Here is a 15,854-nt window from a genome sequence, read left to right on the forward strand (position 1 = left end):
TGCTAGGGTGTAAACAGACACATCGAACGAGCTTGAGTGGATCGCATTGATTTATCACACAAAACCAAATGAATGATATCATGTCGACACCGCAATTATATTTGGCCTCGGGCTCTCCGCGCCGTAAAGAACTCCTGACCCAGCTCGGCTACCAGTTTGAGCGGGTCGTGGTAGATGTTGAAGAGCTGCACCAGGCTGGCGAATCGCCAGCAGATTATGTCCAGCGGTTGTCGGTAGACAAGGCGCTGGCTGGGGTTGCGGTGGTCGATGGTAGGGCGCCGGTATTGGGGGCTGATACTATTGTGGTCGCGGGCGAGCGTATTTTGGAAAAACCCAAGGACTTTGACGACGCCCAGCAGATGCTGCGCCTGTTGTCAGGTCAGCGCCATCAGGTGATGACGGCAGTGACCGTGGCCAGTGATGAGCGTCGAGAAACGCGCTTGGTCGTTACCGACGTGTGGTTCAAGACACTGTCAGAAAAAGAAATCGAAGACTACTGGCACAGTGGTGAGCCGCAGGACAAAGCAGGAAGCTATGGCATTCAGGGGATCGGCGGTAAGTTCGTCGAACGTATCGATGGCAGTTATTACGCTGTGGTGGGGTTACCTTTGGTGGAAACCGACATCATGGTTCAAGACTTTTTAGGTTTATCAAATTAGAGGCAACCATGAGCACAGAGCTGCTAATTAACGTGACCCCGAGTGAAACTCGTGTCGCCATGATCGAGGCAGGGAGCCTTCAGGAAGTCCATATCGAACGCGAATCCAAGCGCGGGATTGTTGGCAATATCTATAAAGGGCGCGTCAGCCGGGTGTTACCGGGGATGCAGGCTGCCTTTGTTGATATTGGCCTTGAAAAAGCAGCGTTCCTGCATGCGTCAGATATTGTTCCGCACACCGAGTGTGTGGCAGAAAACGAAAAGCAACAGTTTCAGGTTCGCGATATTTCAGAGTTGGTTCGCCAGGGCCAAGACTTGGTGGTGCAGGTGGTTAAAGATCCGCTAGGTACCAAAGGTGCGCGTCTGACAACCGATGTGACGCTACCCTCTCGCTACTTGGTGTTTATGCCTGGGGCAAGCCATGTCGGTGTGTCGCAGCGCATTGAAAGTGAGGTTGAGCGCGAGCGCCTGAAAGCGGTAGTCAATGAGTACTGCGATGATCTGGGTGGCTTTATTATTCGTACCGCTGCCGAAGGGGCGACCGATGAGGAGATGGCACAAGATGCCGCCTTCCTCAAGCACCTGTGGCGTAAAGTCCTTGAGCGTCGTGCGAAATATAAACCAAAATCCATGCTATACGGTGAACTGGGGCTGGCACAGCGTATTTTGCGCGATTTTGTTGGTACCGAGCTCGATGGTATTCAGGTCGATTCCCGCTTGGGCTTCGAGAAACTCAAGGAGTTTACCGATGAGTTTGTGCCAGAGCTGAGCGAAAAGTTGGAATACTATGCCGGCGAGCAGCCAATCTTTGATTTGTTCGATACCGAGAATGAAATCCAGCGCTCGCTTGATCGTAAGGTCGAGCTGAAATCGGGCGGTTATCTGATCATCGATCAAACCGAGGCGATGACGACTATCGATATTAACACTGGTGCTTTTGTTGGCCGCCGTAACCTTGAAGAAACCATCTTCAACACCAATATCGAGGCGACTAAGGCTATTGCTCGTCAGTTGCGATTGCGCAACCTTGGCGGGATCATCATTATCGATTTTATCGATATGGCTCACGATGATCACCGTCGCCGGGTGTTGGTGGCGCTGGAGCAGGCCTTGTCCTACGATAGGGTTAAGACCAACATTAATGGTTTTACCCAGCTGGGCCTGGTTGAAATGACGCGTAAGCGGACTCGCGAGAGTATCGAGCATGTATTGTGCGATACCTGCCCGACCTGTGAAGGGCGCGGAACAGTGAAAACCGTCGAAAGTGTCTGTTATGAAACTCTGCGCGAAATTACTCGAGTCAACCGTGCCTACGATGCGGATAGGTTTGTAGTATATGTGTCTCCGGCTGTGGCTGAAGTGCTGGCGGGCGATGAGTACCATGCGCTTGCTGAACTAGAGGTTTTCATCGGTAAGCAGGTCAAAGTCAAAGCTGAGCCTCTGTATATACAAGAACAGTTTGATGTCGTGATGATGTAAAGCGGGGCAATAGCGTGACAACAGTTCCAGTTCGACTGGCACGTGGATTAATGTGGCTGGTACTGACGGTGTTAGTACTGGCCGCTGTTGCGATCAGCGGTCTACGTTTTTATCTTCCTCAGCTCAATGAATACCGTGAGCCGATCCGCCTATGGGCCTCCGATCAAATCGATATGGATCTTGACGTTGAGTTGGTCGAGGGGCATTGGCGCAATCTCGGCCCATCGTTGGTACTGCAGGGGGTTAAGGTCAATTTACCGGGGGCTCCCGAGTCGCTGGTTAAGGTCGGTGATGTCTCGATGCAGCTCGATATGCTGGGATCGGTGCTTAACCTTAGCCCGGTATTCCAAGATATTCGGATCGATGAATTGAGCTTGGATCTTACCCGCCTATCCGGCAGTGACAGCAATAAAGCCGCTAGCTCAGAGCAAAGCCAGATGGCAACCATTGAGCGGCTGGAAGAATTGCTGTTTGTGCAGCTGGGGCAGTTTTCTGTCCGTAACTCAGATATCACCCTGCTGTCTCCGGCTGATGAGAAGCTGACAGTCGATATTCAGCAGTTGAAGTGGGACACCCATAACCGCCAACGCCGGGCGGAAGGGATTGTCAGCATTGCAGACACCCACTTTAGCCAAATGCAAGTGATTGCTAACCTCTCCGATAACCGCTCTTGGGCCAAGATGTCCGGTGACATCTACCTTCAGGCGCGTAATCTTTCTGTAACCCCGTGGCTAAACAAGCAGCACCTGACTGATACCAATATCACTGGTAGTAACCTTAATGCCGAAGTGTGGCTGACGTTATCCAATGGTGCCTTGCAGCAGAGCTTGGTCAAGCTCGATGATAGCTTCCTACGCTGGCAGTTGGGCGAAGATAAACACCAGTTTAGAGTCAAGCAGGGGCTGGTCAAGCTTCTGCCTCTGGAAAATGAAAGCGGTGAGCCGGGCTGGCGGATCGACAGCGACCAAATGGTACTGGAGACTGATAAAGCACAATGGCCGGCTTTTGATATTGCGGCAAGCTGGTTACCCAGCGACTGGCAGTTAGCGGCTACTCACCTTTCTCTTGAGCATCTGCAGCCATTTATCACATTCTTGCCGGATGATAGTGCGCTGGTTGATGTGCTGTCGACATTGCAGCCATCGGGCCAGATCAGCGATATTCGGGTCGCAGCTAAAGGTGATGATGCGCCACAGTTCTCTTTTCATGTCAGTCAGTTGGGGGTTAAGCAGTGGGAGCTACTGCCGGGGATCCACAAACTGGATGCTACTGTGGCGGGTAACACCCAAGGTGGCCGCGCGGTCGTTAACCTACAAGACGATGAATTACCTTATGGTGATGTCTTCCAGGCACCGCTGAAAATTGATGCAGCGGATGTGACTGCCTACTGGCAGGTGGGCGACGACGGTTGGCGCTTGTGGAGTGACAAAATTGATGTCGCCACCCCACACCTAAAAGTTGATGGGCAATTTAGGTTAGATTTCCCGGCTGAGGCGCCGTCGTGGTTGTCATTCTACGGTGAAGCGAGCCTGAATAATGCCGGTGAAACCTGGCGTTACCTACCCACCTTGGCGCTGGGCCGCAGCTTGACTGATTATCTGTCGGCAGCGATCCGCGGCGGTCAGGCTAAGTCAGCCCAACTGCTGTGGTATGGCGAGCTGTCCGATTTCCCTTACGGCAATCATGACGGTGTTTTTCAGGCCTATGTCCCGCTGCGTAACGGCACGTTCAGTTTTGATACCGCCTGGCCAGAGCTGACCGATCTTAAGCTTGATCTGCTGTTTGAAAATGATTTTATGTACCTCGATGCGACGCATGCCAAAACCATGGGCGCGACGGCATCCCGGGTGACCGGTGATGCTGAGCTCAGCAGTGATGGCCACTTGAAACTGAAGGTTGATGTGGCAGCTGAAGGCGAGCAGGTACGTGATTATATGTTGGCGACCCCGCTAGTGGACTCGGTGGGGGCGGCGCTGACGACGGTGCAGGTCGGTGGACCCGTTACCTCACAGTTCAAACTCGATATTCCGTTTGACGGCACCGATGTCAGGGCCTGGGGCAGTGCCGAGCTGACCGATAACCAAGTACAGCTTGAGGCGCCGCCGCTCACCCTTGAAGGGGCGAGCGGAACTATTACGTTTGATGATGACAAGGTGTCGGCGGAGACACTGACTGCAAACTTGCTGGCGCAACCGCTTACAGTGGGCTTTACCGGGAACAGCGTGGCGGATGGCTACCGGGTTGATGTTGCTCTCGGTGGTGATTGGCAAATTGAAACCCTGCAACAACAGGTACAGGATCCGTTGTTGGCCAAGGTGAAGGGCCGCACCCGCTGGCAAGGTAGCGTTGGCGTTGATCTCAACGATACCGGTTTTAAATATCAGGTCGGGATTGAAGCGGCCTTGGCCGATGCTGTTAGTTCATTACCCTATCCGCTGGCACTGAAATCAGGTAGCCCTGATGCGTTTAAGCTTGATGTGGCTGGTAACGGGCAGGCCTTGGTCGGTAAGGCAATACTGCCGGATGTACTCTACCAAGCTAAGATTAACCTTACCGGTGAGAAGCTCAATATTGATGCCAGCCAGATGGCCGTTGGTAGTACCGCGCTGCGTCCGCTTAAACACGGAGAGCACGGCCTGGATATTGTGGCCGATAAGGTTGATGGCGACCGCTGGGCTGATTTAATTTCGGCTGTTCATGACAACGTTGAAGCGGAGGCTGTTTCCGGTAGCGCATCAGTGAAGCCGGATATTCCTACCCCTTCCCGTATCGGTGCCAAGGTTCGTCAGCTTAAACTGGCCTCACTGGATTGGAACAGGGTTGACTTGTCGGCGAATAAGCGTGGTGAAACGTGGCAGATCCGCCTCGACAGTCGGGAGGCGAAAGGACTCGCTCGTTGGCCTCAGGGGCAGCCGTTGGATTTGGTTATCGACACCTTCCACTTGAATTTACCGCAGGTGGATGACACTAAGATCAAGGAGCGATATAAGCCTCAGCGTGATATTCCAGCAGCGACCGACTTTGATCGCAGCATGATGGCTAATATGCCGGAGATTGACTTGGTGCTCCGTGATGCCTGGCTACAGGGCTATCGCCTTGGTGAGGTATCCGGTAAGTTGCGCCGGGAAGGCAATATGCTGGAGCTGGTCAACTTTACCGTGGATTCAGGTGCCACGTCGCTCAACCTTGATGGTCACTGGAGCCTTGATGGTGACCGCAGTGAAACTCAAATAGCCTTTGATATTGATGGTCAGAACAGCTCAGATCTGATGGGGCGCTTTGGTATTTCTGGTGGGATCCAGGGCGCTAAATTTAGCACTTATGCCTCAATCCAGTGGCAGGGTGCGCCTTGGTCGATGCACCGCGAGACCTTGACCGGTGAGCTGAAATCAGAAACCGGGCAGGGGGTAATTAGCGATATCGGAGGGGCAGGGCGTTTACTGGGCCTATTCAGTATTGATTCGCTGATCCGCCGGATGCAGCTTGATTTCTCAGGGATTTTTGATGAAGGGCTGGCATTTAACTACATCCGTGGTAGCGGCCGCATTGAAAATGGCCTGTTCGCAACGGACAATATTAAGATGCAGGCTCTAGCGGGTGACATGTTTATCCGCGGAAGTGCTAATCTTGTCAATGAGACCGTGGATGCGAAGGTGAGGTTTACCCCTGATTTTACATCAGGAATTCCAGTTTTGACCGCGTTTGCGGTAGCACCTCAAACGGCAATTTATGTCTTTGCTATTTCAACCGCACTCTCGCCTGTTTTGGATGTATTTACTCAAGTGAACTACGTGGTGAAAGGGCCGATTGACTCTCCGGTCGTCACAGAGCAGTCGCGTTTTACTGGCGAGTATAATGTTTCTGAAATGCTGGAAGGCAAGGATAAGGAAGCAAAATAATAACAATACCCGTAGTATGGCCATTCTTGTTGGTGGCCGACTGACGGCATGAGGGAGAATGCAGATGGCTAAATTCGGTATTGTACAAATGACTTCAGGGGCTGATCCGCAGACTAACCTTAAGCACCTGAAGATGAAACTCAAAGGTTTGCAGCTGCAGGGGGCAAAACTGGTTGTGACACCGGAAAATTGTCTGGTGTTCGGTTCTAGCGAGGATTACAGAGCCCATGCTGAGTTCCTCGGCGAAGGTCCGTTACAGGCCGAAGTCGCCGCACTGGCAAAGCAGCTGGGGATCTGGGTGTTGATTGGCTCGATGCCTATTCGTCAGCTCGATGGTGCCATCACTTCCACAGCCTTGCTGTTTGATGATCAGGGGCAGCTTCAAGGGCATTACGACAAGCTACACATGTTTGATGTGGAAATTGACGATGCCCACCATAGCTACCGTGAGTCCGACACCTTCCGTGCTGGGCGTGAAACCAAGGTGATCGCCACGCCGTTTGGCAACATTGGTTTATCTATCTGTTATGATGTCAGGTTCCCGCAACTATATGCTGCCCTGCGCGAGCAGGGGGCGGATATTATTGTCGTCCCTGCTGCATTTACCAAAGTGACCGGTAAAGCTCACTGGGAATTACTGCTCCGTGCCCGTGCCGTTGAAACTCAATGTTGGATCGTCGCTGCTGCCCAGTGGGGTGAGCACAATGAGCATCGGGAGACCTGGGGTCACTCGATGATTGTTGATCCTTGGGGACAGGTGGTTGCCTGTCAGCAACAGGGGACTGGAGTGATGTTAGCCGATGTCGATCTTGATTTGAGCAAGGCGATCCGAACAAACATGCCGCTTGTTGAACACGCAAGATTCAGTGTTCAGCAACGTGAGGGCTGACCGGCAGAGGGGCCGGCTGGCAATGAATATAAGAGCAAATTAAATGACGCTGGAAACTGTAGAAAACACAATGCTGGCCCAGTCCGGGTTGGGACGTGAAGAACTAAACCAATTACTGGGGCTGGTAGCGGCACGTAATGTCGATTATGCCGATATTTACTTCCAGTCATGCTGGCATGAGTCTTTGGTGCTTGAAGACAGCATCATTAAAGACGGCTCGTTTAACATTGACCGCGGTGTCGGTGTCAGGGCAGTGTCGGGGGAAAAGACCGGCTTTGCCTATTCCGATCAAATCAGTCAGCTAGCCCTGCAACAAAGTGCCAAGGCGGCCCGCGGTATTACCCGCAGTGGTGGTAACGGTCAGGTAAAGGCGTTTGCACCTGTTACTGCACAAGAGATCTATGCACCGGTTAACCCTCTGGATAGCTTCGATAAATACCAGAAGATTGCCCTGCTTGAGGAAATCGATCGATATATCCGTACCAAGGAGCCTTTGGTCAAAGAGGTCTCTGTCAGTATCAACGGGGTGTATGAGCAGGTGTTGGTTGCCGCGTTGGACGGCACCTATGCGGCAGATATCCGTCCGTTGGTTCGTCTTTCTGTCAGTGTATTGATTGAAAAAGGTGACAAGCGTGAGCACGGCAGTGCCGGTGGCGGTGGCCGTTATGGTTATGAGTATTTCCAAACCGATGAAGGCAATGGCAAAACCGTTGCCCTGAATTATGCCGATGAGGCGATCCGCCAGGCACTGATCAATATCGATGCCGATGCGGCGCCGGCTGGTACTATGCCGGTTGTTCTAGGCGCGGGCTGGCCGGGTGTTTTGTTGCATGAAGCGGTTGGCCATGGTCTGGAGGGGGATTTCAACCGCAAAGGCTCATCGATGTTCTCGGGCCAGATGGGCCAGCAGGTGACATCTAGCCTGTGTACTATTGTTGATGATGGTACTTTGGTTGATCGCCGTGGCTCGATCAATATCGATGATGAGGGTACGCCGGGTCAGTATAACGTGCTGGTTGAGGGCGGTAAGCTCAAGGGTTACATGCAAGATAAACTCAACGCTCGCTTGATGGGTGTGGCTCCAACGGGTAATGGTCGCCGTGAGTCTTATGCGCACCTGCCAATGCCACGTATGACCAATACCTACATGTTGCCAGGTGAACATACGCCGGAAGAGATCATTGCCAGCGTTAAGCAAGGTGTTTATGCGCCGAACTTCGGTGGTGGCCAGGTCGATATTACATCGGGCAAGTTTGTGTTCTCGGCATCGGAAGCCTACCTAATTGAAAACGGTAAGATCACCCGTCCAATCAAGGGCGCGACCCTGATCGGCAGTGGTATCGAAGCGATGCAGCAGGTGTCTATGGTTGGTAATGACTTGGATATTGACCGCGGTGTCGGCGTCTGTGGCAAAGCCGGCCAGAGTGTCCCTGTTGGCGTGGGACAGCCAACCCTGAAAATAGAGTCTATGACGGTGGGCGGAACTCAATAATACCAACCGACATAAATACTTGATCAACGACTGATCCAGGTTGGTTGAAAGAAAAGCCAGCGAAAGCTGGCTTTTTTGTATTGGCGTATCAACAAACAACAAAGCGGCTGCTTAGTCAGTCAGGTACAGCGCTTTGAGGTACTGGAAAATTTCGCGGTACGCTTTAGCTGGCTTACCCTGGACCTTTTCTTTGTTAGCTTGGCGAACAAGTTGGCGTAGACGCTGGCGATCAGCGTCTGGGTGATCAACCATGATAGCGTTAATCATGCTATCGCCGTTTTCAATTAGCTTGTCGCGTTTTTGCTCAAGCTTCTTTAGTTCGGCTGTTGCTTGGTTGTGCTTGTTGTTTAGCTTGTCCAATGCTGCTTGGATTGGCTCAACTTCTACTTGGCGCATCAGTTTACCGATGCGTTGTAGTTGACGGCGGCGCGCTTCTTTATTAAAGCGCTGGGCGTCTTTAACCGCTTCTAGCAGCTCTTCATCAAGAGGCACTTTGGCGAGTGCATTAGGTTTAAGCTCAACCAGCTGTTCACCTAGCTTCTGGAGGGCATCCATGTCGCGTTTCATCTCGGATTTACTTACCCAGATGATTTCTTCTTCCGGTTCCCATGGGGCTTTTTGGTTTTTACGGCTCATAACAGGCTCATGACGATTGCATTTGGTTTTTATTTTACCAGTTTAATCGTGATTTGGGGCGCAAATTCCACCAATGCAGTGTTATCCTAAGAGTAATACCAAATTCATTGGCTTATCCTTCACGCTGCCAAGCGGACCAGAACGGAATGGCCATTTTTGAGACGATAAGTATGGACGTGAGAGAACAGGTTGCCCAGCAGCGTGTGGAACTAGAGGCCGCAGTGGCAAAAGCACTAGAAGTTGCTGGCCAACAAGCCGATGCAGCGGAAGTCGCGATTAATAAAACCACAGGGATCAGCGTATCGACCCGGATGTGCGAAGTCGAGAATGTTGAGTTCAATAGCGATGGTGCTCTGGGTATCACGGTCTACCGTGGCCAGCGTAAAGGTAGCGCTTCAACGTCGGATTTGAGTGAGAAGGCCATTTCCCAGACGGTTGCGGCGGCATTGGATATTGCCCTTTATACATCAGAAGACCCGTTTGCCGGCCCTGGCCCTGCAGAGCTGATGGTTAAGGATATTCCTGACTTGGATCTATTCCACCCAGATGAGCCTGAGCCAGATCATGCTGCAGAGATTGCGGCACGTGCTGAGCAGGCAGCACTGGAGTTTGACCCTCGTATCAAGCAGAGCGACGGTGCTAGCTATGACAGTCACTATGGGATCCGCGTCTATGGTAATAGCCACGGCATGCTGGCGAGCTATGCCTCAAGCCGTCATAGTATCAGTTGCTGTGTGATTGCCGAAGGCAAGAACGGTGAGATGGAGCGTGACTACAGCTACACCACGGCACGCCATGCAAGTGAGCTATGGACGCCGGAAACGGTTGGCAGGCATGCTGCTGAACGAACGGCTGGCCGTGTTGATCCACAGAAATTGTCAACCCGTGAAGCGCCAGTGATGTTTGCTGCCGATATTGCTACTGGTATGTTTGGCCACTTGGTGATGGGGATCAGCGGTTCTAACCTATATCGTAAATCGACCTTCCTGCTTGATAAGTTGGGTGAGCAGATCTTCCCTGAGTGGCTCAACATCAGCGAGCGTCCTCATATCTTGCGCGGTATGGCCAGTACGCCATTTGATAGCGAAGGCTTGGCGACCAAAGATCTAGAGATTATCCAGGATGGTCGTCTGCAATCGTACCTGATGACGAGTTATGCTGCCCGTAAACTTGGCCGTCAGCCGACCGGGCATGCCGGTGGTATCCACAACTGGTTGGTGAACTCGACGGGTGAGAGCTTCGAGCAGATGCTCAAGAAGATGGATCGCGGTCTGTTGGTGACTGAATTGATGGGCCAGGGCGTAAATATCGTGACCGGTGATTACTCCCGCGGTGCAGCTGGTTTTTGGGTAGAAAATGGTGAAATCCAATACCCGGTCAGTGAAATTACGATTGCCGGTAACCTTAAAGATATGATGCAGAATATCGTGGCGATTGGCACTGATACCGAAATCCGCAGCCAGATCCAAACCGGTTCAATGCTACTTGATAGTATGAAGATCGCGGGTGAATAACCCTAGGGATCCTAGGAGATAGATCCTCGCTCCTAGAGAGAGCTGTTTCTAGGTTCTAGGTTCTAGGTTCTAGGTTCTCGGTTCTAGGATTCAGGAACTCGCCATAAAAAAGCGAGAGCATGTCTGCTCTCGCTTTTTTTATGTCGGTTTTCGGGCTTAGCCGTTACAGAAATGATTCAGACAAGAAATAGCGTTGCTAAGCCGAGGAAGACGGACAGGCCAATGATATCGGTGATGGTTGTCAGAGCCATTCCGCCTGCCAATGCCGGGTCGATGTTCATTTTCTTGAGCATGATAGGAATACAGACCCCGGCAACACCGGCGACCAGCAGGTTGGTGAGCATGGCGCCGGCGATAATGGCGCCCAGTAGCAGGTTTCCCTTCCAGAACACCACCACACCACCAATAATCGCAGCCCAAAGAATACCGTTGAGCAGGCCGACCCGAGCTTCTTTGCTCAACAGCCAGCGGGTGTTGGATTCTCCGATGTGTCCAACGGCTAAACCGCGGATCACTAATGCAACGGTTTGGTTTCCGGCAACACCGCCCATTGAAGGTACGATGGTCATCAAGATGGCAATGGCCGCCATTTGCTCTAGGGTTTCTTCGAACAGGTTGGAGACCGATGCAGCGGCCAGCGCGGCCAGTACGTTGACACCTAGCCAGATGCTGCGTCGCTTGGCCGACTTGACTACCGGTGCAAAGGTATCTTCGTCATCATCCATACCCGCCATGCTCATCATCGAGTGTTCAGCGTCTTCACGGATAATATCGACCACATCATCGATCGTAATACGACCGACGAGCTGGTTGTTGGTATCAACAACCGGGGCCGACAACCAATTACGGCGCTCGAACAGGTTGGCGACTTCGCCGTCATCCATATCGACCGGAATCGCCTCGTCAGCGTCGTCCATCACATCATGGACTTCGATATCAGGCTGGGTAGTGATCAGGGTCGCCAGTGACAAATGGCCGATCAGCTTCTCGTTCTGGTCGACAACATACAGGGCATCGGTGGCTTCTGGCAGCTCGCTTCTCATGCGCAGGTAGCGAAGTACGACATCGGCGGTGACATCGCCGCGGATGGTAATGAAGTCGGTGCTCATGATCCCACCGGCCGTTTCTTCCGGATAGGCCAGTGCTTTTTCTACCCGGTGCCGATCGGTGGCATCCATCTGGGCCAGTACTTCTTGGTACTTGCTGTCGGGCAGACTACGGAGAACGTAGGCGACATCATCCGTTTCCATCCCTTCGGTAACAGCAGCCAGCTTATCCGGTGCCATTTGGGCAACAATGCCGTCTTTGACGTCTTCTGATAGCTCGTCAAGGATCTCGCCTTGCTCTTCGGGATCGGTCAGTTGCCACAGGACTTGACGCTCTTTGGGCGGAGAGGCCTCTAGCAGGTGGGCAATATCTTCCGGCTCCATATTCTGGAGCATACGGCGGACATGGACAAACATGCCGTTTTCAAGCGCCTGGTTGACTTCTTGCAGCGTTTGATGAGTTTGATCTTGATCGATGACATCGGCCATTGTTTGCAGTACCCCAAATGACTCAGATGTGAAATACCACCGCGCACCCGTCTTGCAAATGGCGGATGACTAGATGGTATAACAGCGCAATAATCTGAATTTTAACGTAATCATCGGGGTGTGTCTCACCAGATGTGAGAGGAATTGATGAATTATTGCACGAGCGGATGGGTTGCCGGTAATGAGTGGGGGGGAGTATGCTGCCTGTTAGCGTTGGCAGTGGCTTGATACGGTTAATTTTCTTCGTCAAAGCCCGCTTCGATCAGGGTGCTGACCGCATTAATCGCTTGCTCGGCATCGCCGCCTTCGGCGCAGACCAGTACCTGCTGGCCTTGGGCTGACTCGAGCATCAGTAGCCCCATTACACTGTCGGCGGTGGCACTCTTTTCGCCATTGCTAATCGTGATGCTAGATTCGAAGCTTTGTGCCAACTCAACCAGTTTGATGGCAGCCCGGGCATGAAGGCCCAGGCGGTTTTTGATAAACAGTTCGCGAGAGAAAATGGTCATTATTTGCTTTTTTCCAGCGTGCGGTGCCTAACCTGAACTTGATGGCCTTCGTAGCGGAAATACTCCGCCAGTTGTTGGGTAATATAGACCGAGCGGTGCTGGCCACCGGTGCAACCAATGGCTACGGTGATATAGCTGCGGTTGTTTTTCTCCAGCATTGGCAACCAGGTTTCGATGAAGTTACGTACCTGGTAGATGAGCTGGCTGACTTCGGCATGGCCCGACAGGTAGTCTTTGACCTCCTGATCCAAACCGGTCAGTGGCTTAAGCTCAGGGACCCAGTGTGGATTCGGCAAGAAGCGGACATCAAACACATAGTCGGCGTCGTTGGGCAGGCCGTGCTTAAAGCCGAAGGATTCGAATACCATGATCAGCTCGCGCGATTCGCGGCCAAGCACCCGTGAGCGGACCGTTTCACTCAAGTCATGAATTGATTTGGTGGTGGTATCTATCACTAAATCGGCTCGGGCCTTGAGGCTGGAAAGCTGGGTACTTTCCGACAAAATGGCCTGCTCAAGAGTCATACCATGGCGTGAGAGCGGATGCAGACGACGGGTTTCGCTGTAGCGTTTGACCAGCGTCTTGTCATCGGCATCAAGGTAAATCACATTGACATCGACGTCGTCACCGAGGGTGTCCAAGGTATGGCTGATTTCTTCAGGATCTTCCGGCATATTGCGTACATCAATACTGACGGCAATGTTTTGCTGGTTGCCTTGTTGGGTCTCAATGAACTGAGGGAGTAGGTTAACCGGAAGGTTATCAACGCAATAGTATCCCAGATCTTCCAATACCCGTAGGGCGATGGATTTTCCTGAGCCTGAGCGTCCGCTTACGACCATTAACATCATGGCTGGCAATCCTTAACATTCATGGAGAGTGTGGCGATCATTATGAATCACTGGTGAGGATTTGATAAAGCTCTTCGTCACTTTTTGCGGTGCGTAGCTGCTTACAGACCTGTTTGCTGCTTAGCTTTTCCGCCATGCAGGACAGAGTCTTGAGGTGCTGCTGGCACTGCTCGTCAGGAACAAGCAAGGCAAATAGCAGATCCACAGGTTGGTTGTCGATAGCGTCGAATTGGATAGGATCCTGACACTGGATGAGTATGGCAATGGCTTGATCGCTGCTGCTGATCCGGCCATGCGGGATCGCAATACCGTTGCCGATACCGGTACTGCCCATTTTTTCACGGCTGAGCATACACTCAAACAGCGGCTGGGGGTTTTGGTCTAGGTGCTTGGCAGCAACTTCGCTGATGATTTCCAAGGCGCGCTTTTTACTGGAGCAGGGGACTGCACTTTTCGTGCAGTCCAGGCTCAATACATTACTCAGTTGCATGATTCAGTGGCTGTTGAGCTTATCTTTGTGTTTGTTAAGTTGACGAACCAGTTTATCAGTTAATGCATCAATAGCGGCATACATATTTTCAGAATCCGCTTTTGCGTGGATTTCTCCTGAGTTAATGTGCAGCGTCGCCTCAGCAACTTGTTGGAGTTTCTCTACGTTCAGGATGACATGGACATTATTGATTTTATCGAAAAACCGCTCTAGCTTATTGAACTTCGTCTCCACGTACTCACGCATGGATGGAGTAATTTCTACATGGTGGCCAGTGAGATTGATTTGCATAGACATCTTCCTTCTTGTGGCGTCTGTTAGAGCAGACGTTTTCGCTGATTGGACGGCGGAATGCCCAGCGATTCACGGTATTTAGCAATGGTTCGTCTTGCTACCATGATCCCTTGTTCCGCCAGTAATGTCGCTATCTTGCTGTCACTTAATGGTTTGGCCTGATTTTCGGCGGCAACCAGTTTTTTTACCAAGGCCCGGATAGCGGTGGATGAACACTCGCCACCGTTATCGGTGCTAACGTGACTGGAGAAGAAGTATTTCAATTCAAAAATCCCACGCGGCGTGTGCATGTATTTCTGCGTCGTCACGCGGGATATCGTGGATTCATGCATATCGACCGCCAGCGCAATATCGTTGAGTACCATAGGCTTCATGGCTTCCTCGCCATATTCGAAGAAGTCCTGTTGGTGCTCGACAATGCAGCGGGCGACTTTCAATAAGGTTTCGTTGCGGCTTTCCAGGCTTTTTATCAGCCATTTTGCATCTTGCAAATGGGTACGGATAAACTGGCTGTCAGCTGAATTGCGGGTACTCTTGCTCAGAGCCGCATACTGTTCGTTGACTTTGATCCGCGGCACGCTGTCTGGGTTGATGGTGACGACCCATTTGCCGTGATCTTTGAATACCGAGACATCAGGGACGACATATTCGGTCTCTGAGGTAACGACGCGGTTGCCCGGTCGAGGTTCCAAACCATGGATCAACTGCATCACTTGCTTGAGTTCAGGCTCTTTGAGCTTGGTATCACGCATTAGCTGGCGGTAATCACGATTTGCCAACAGGCCGATGTAATCGGTCAGCAACATCCGGGCTTCAGCGAGCCAAGGGGTATCCGGCTCAAAAGTTGCCAGTTGAAGCAATAGGCACTCCTGCAGGTTGCGAGAGGCCACGCCCAGCGGGTCAAATTGCTGGATACGCTTGAGGACGGCTTCCACCTCATCGAGCTCGACATCGTCATCGCCTTGGCTATCGAGAATATCTTCGGCCGAGCAGGTGAGGTAGCCTTTTTCGTCGATGGCATCAATAATGGACGTTGCGATCGTACGGTCGGTCTCGCTAAACGGGGTCAGATCAACCTGCCACATCAGGTAGTCCTGCAGGCTTTCGGTGGTTTCGCCTTGATATACCGGCATGTCGTCATCTAAGGCGATACCGGTATTGCCAGTACTGGCACTGTAGACATCGTCCCATGTGGTATCGACCGGAAGATCTTCTGGCATCTCTCGCTGCTCGATAGCATCGGATGTGTCAAATGAGTCAGCGTCAGCGACCTCAGACAGGCCGTCATCGCTGTTGTTATCGGTGGTCTCGGCTGTGGTCGAATTGCCGTCGCTTTCGTCGTTGGTCGATTCTTGGGTCCCTTCTTCCAGCTCTAGTAACGGGTTTGCATCCAATGCCTCCTGGATCTCCTGCTGTAAATCCAGAGTTGATAGCTGCAACAAGCGGATGGCCTGTTGCAGTTGCGGCGTCATTGCCAATTGTTGACCAATTTTAAGCTGGAGCGAGGTTTTCATATTATTGTATGTACCTTTATATTTATCGCTGGTTTTTGCTGCCTAGTACCCAAAATGGTGAGTGAACCCTCTGCGTCCATCACGGCTTCAAAAA

13 protein-coding genes are annotated in these 15,854 nt (G+C 52.0%); 6 read left to right on the forward strand and 7 right to left on the reverse strand.

Annotated features, from left to right (window positions below; all coding sequences use genetic code 11):
• Window positions 1-80: 80 nt before the first annotated feature.
• The 5 genes from NHN17_RS03515 to tldD all read left to right on the forward strand — a co-directional run bounded on the left by NHN17_RS03515 (window position 81) and on the right by tldD (window position 8,417).
• Window positions 81-659, forward strand: a complete 579-nt coding sequence (locus tag NHN17_RS03515; RefSeq protein ID WP_255040755.1) for a Maf family protein — start codon at window positions 81-83, stop codon at window positions 657-659.
• 8 nt (window positions 660-667) lie between these two features.
• Window positions 668-2,137, forward strand: coding sequence for a ribonuclease G (rng, locus tag NHN17_RS03520; protein WP_255040756.1), 1,470 nt, complete (start codon window positions 668-670; stop codon window positions 2,135-2,137).
• Window positions 2,138-2,151: 14 nt separating this feature from the next.
• Entirely contained in the window at window positions 2,152-6,036 is a 3,885-nt protein-coding gene (locus NHN17_RS03525) for a YhdP family protein (protein ID WP_255040757.1), read from the forward strand.
• A 64-nt stretch (window positions 6,037-6,100) separates the two neighbouring features.
• Entirely contained in the window at window positions 6,101-6,925 is an 825-nt protein-coding gene (locus NHN17_RS03530; RefSeq protein ID WP_255040758.1) for a carbon-nitrogen hydrolase family protein, read from the forward strand.
• Between the two features lie 43 nt (window positions 6,926-6,968).
• The gene (gene tldD / locus NHN17_RS03535; protein ID WP_255040759.1) at window positions 6,969-8,417 is read left to right on the forward strand and encodes a metalloprotease TldD; all 1,449 of its coding nucleotides are present in this window, start codon (window positions 6,969-6,971) and stop codon (window positions 8,415-8,417) included.
• A 111-nt stretch (window positions 8,418-8,528) separates the two neighbouring features.
• Here the strand turns inward: tldD and yjgA are convergent, their stop codons facing one another.
• Window positions 8,529-9,053: a ribosome biogenesis factor YjgA gene (gene yjgA / locus NHN17_RS03540; RefSeq protein WP_255040760.1), complete on the reverse strand. Its 525-nt coding sequence runs from the start codon at window positions 9,051-9,053 to the stop codon at window positions 8,529-8,531.
• 170 nt (window positions 9,054-9,223) lie between these two features.
• On the opposite strand from yjgA, the gene pmbA reads away from it, so the two are divergent.
• Window positions 9,224-10,567, forward strand: coding sequence for a metalloprotease PmbA (gene pmbA / locus NHN17_RS03545; RefSeq protein ID WP_255040761.1), 1,344 nt, complete (start codon window positions 9,224-9,226; stop codon window positions 10,565-10,567).
• Window positions 10,568-10,743: 176 nt separating this feature from the next.
• Here the strand turns inward: pmbA and mgtE are convergent, their stop codons facing one another.
• From mgtE to NHN17_RS03575, 6 genes are all read right to left on the reverse strand, one after another.
• On the reverse strand, window positions 10,744-12,102 hold the full coding sequence (gene mgtE / locus NHN17_RS03550; protein ID WP_255040762.1) for a magnesium transporter: 1,359 nt from the start codon (window positions 12,100-12,102) through the stop codon (window positions 10,744-10,746).
• 233 nt (window positions 12,103-12,335) lie between these two features.
• Complete coding sequence (locus NHN17_RS03555) at window positions 12,336-12,611, reverse strand: HPr family phosphocarrier protein (protein WP_255040763.1); 276 nt, start codon at window positions 12,609-12,611, stop codon at window positions 12,336-12,338.
• Entirely contained in the window at window positions 12,611-13,462 is an 852-nt protein-coding gene (rapZ, locus tag NHN17_RS03560; protein WP_255040764.1) for an RNase adapter RapZ, read from the reverse strand. Before rapZ ends, NHN17_RS03555 begins: the two co-directional genes overlap by 1 nt.
• A 40-nt stretch (window positions 13,463-13,502) precedes the next feature.
• The gene (gene ptsN / locus NHN17_RS03565) at window positions 13,503-13,952 is read right to left on the reverse strand and encodes a PTS IIA-like nitrogen regulatory protein PtsN (RefSeq protein ID WP_255040765.1); all 450 of its coding nucleotides are present in this window, start codon (window positions 13,950-13,952) and stop codon (window positions 13,503-13,505) included.
• A 3-nt stretch (window positions 13,953-13,955) separates the two neighbouring features.
• Window positions 13,956-14,243, reverse strand: a complete 288-nt coding sequence (gene hpf, locus NHN17_RS03570; RefSeq protein WP_255040766.1) for a ribosome hibernation promoting factor — start codon at window positions 14,241-14,243, stop codon at window positions 13,956-13,958.
• Between the two features lie 26 nt (window positions 14,244-14,269).
• The gene (locus NHN17_RS03575) at window positions 14,270-15,760 is read right to left on the reverse strand and encodes an RNA polymerase factor sigma-54 (RefSeq protein ID WP_255040767.1); all 1,491 of its coding nucleotides are present in this window, start codon (window positions 15,758-15,760) and stop codon (window positions 14,270-14,272) included.
• Window positions 15,761-15,854 lie beyond the last annotated feature (94 nt).

The organism is Photobacterium pectinilyticum, assembly GCF_024357955.1.
GTDB classification, from domain to species: Bacteria; Pseudomonadota; Gammaproteobacteria; order Enterobacterales; family Vibrionaceae; genus Photobacterium; species Photobacterium pectinilyticum.

Coding starts and splice junctions, on each gene's coding strand:
- NHN17_RS03515 (WP_255040755.1), top strand. CDS start 81: ATGTCGACACCGCAATTATATTTGGCCTCGGGCTCTCCGCGCCGTAAA.
- rng (WP_255040756.1), top strand. CDS start 668: ATGAGCACAGAGCTGCTAATTAACGTGACCCCGAGTGAAACTCGTGTC.
- NHN17_RS03530 (WP_255040758.1), top strand. CDS start 6,101: ATGGCTAAATTCGGTATTGTACAAATGACTTCAGGGGCTGATCCGCAG.
- tldD (WP_255040759.1), top strand. CDS start 6,969: ATGACGCTGGAAACTGTAGAAAACACAATGCTGGCCCAGTCCGGGTTG.
- yjgA (WP_255040760.1), bottom strand. CDS start 9,053: ATGAGCCGTAAAAACCAAAAAGCCCCATGGGAACCGGAAGAAGAAATC.
- pmbA (WP_255040761.1), top strand. CDS start 9,224: ATGGACGTGAGAGAACAGGTTGCCCAGCAGCGTGTGGAACTAGAGGCC.
- mgtE (WP_255040762.1), bottom strand. CDS start 12,102: ATGGCCGATGTCATCGATCAAGATCAAACTCATCAAACGCTGCAAGAA.
- NHN17_RS03555 (WP_255040763.1), bottom strand. CDS start 12,611: ATGACCATTTTCTCTCGCGAACTGTTTATCAAAAACCGCCTGGGCCTT.
- rapZ (WP_255040764.1), bottom strand. CDS start 13,462: ATGATGTTAATGGTCGTAAGCGGACGCTCAGGCTCAGGAAAATCCATC.
- ptsN (WP_255040765.1), bottom strand. CDS start 13,952: ATGCAACTGAGTAATGTATTGAGCCTGGACTGCACGAAAAGTGCAGTC.
- hpf (WP_255040766.1), bottom strand. CDS start 14,243: ATGCAAATCAATCTCACTGGCCACCATGTAGAAATTACTCCATCCATG.
- NHN17_RS03575 (WP_255040767.1), bottom strand. CDS start 15,760: ATGAAAACCTCGCTCCAGCTTAAAATTGGTCAACAATTGGCAATGACG.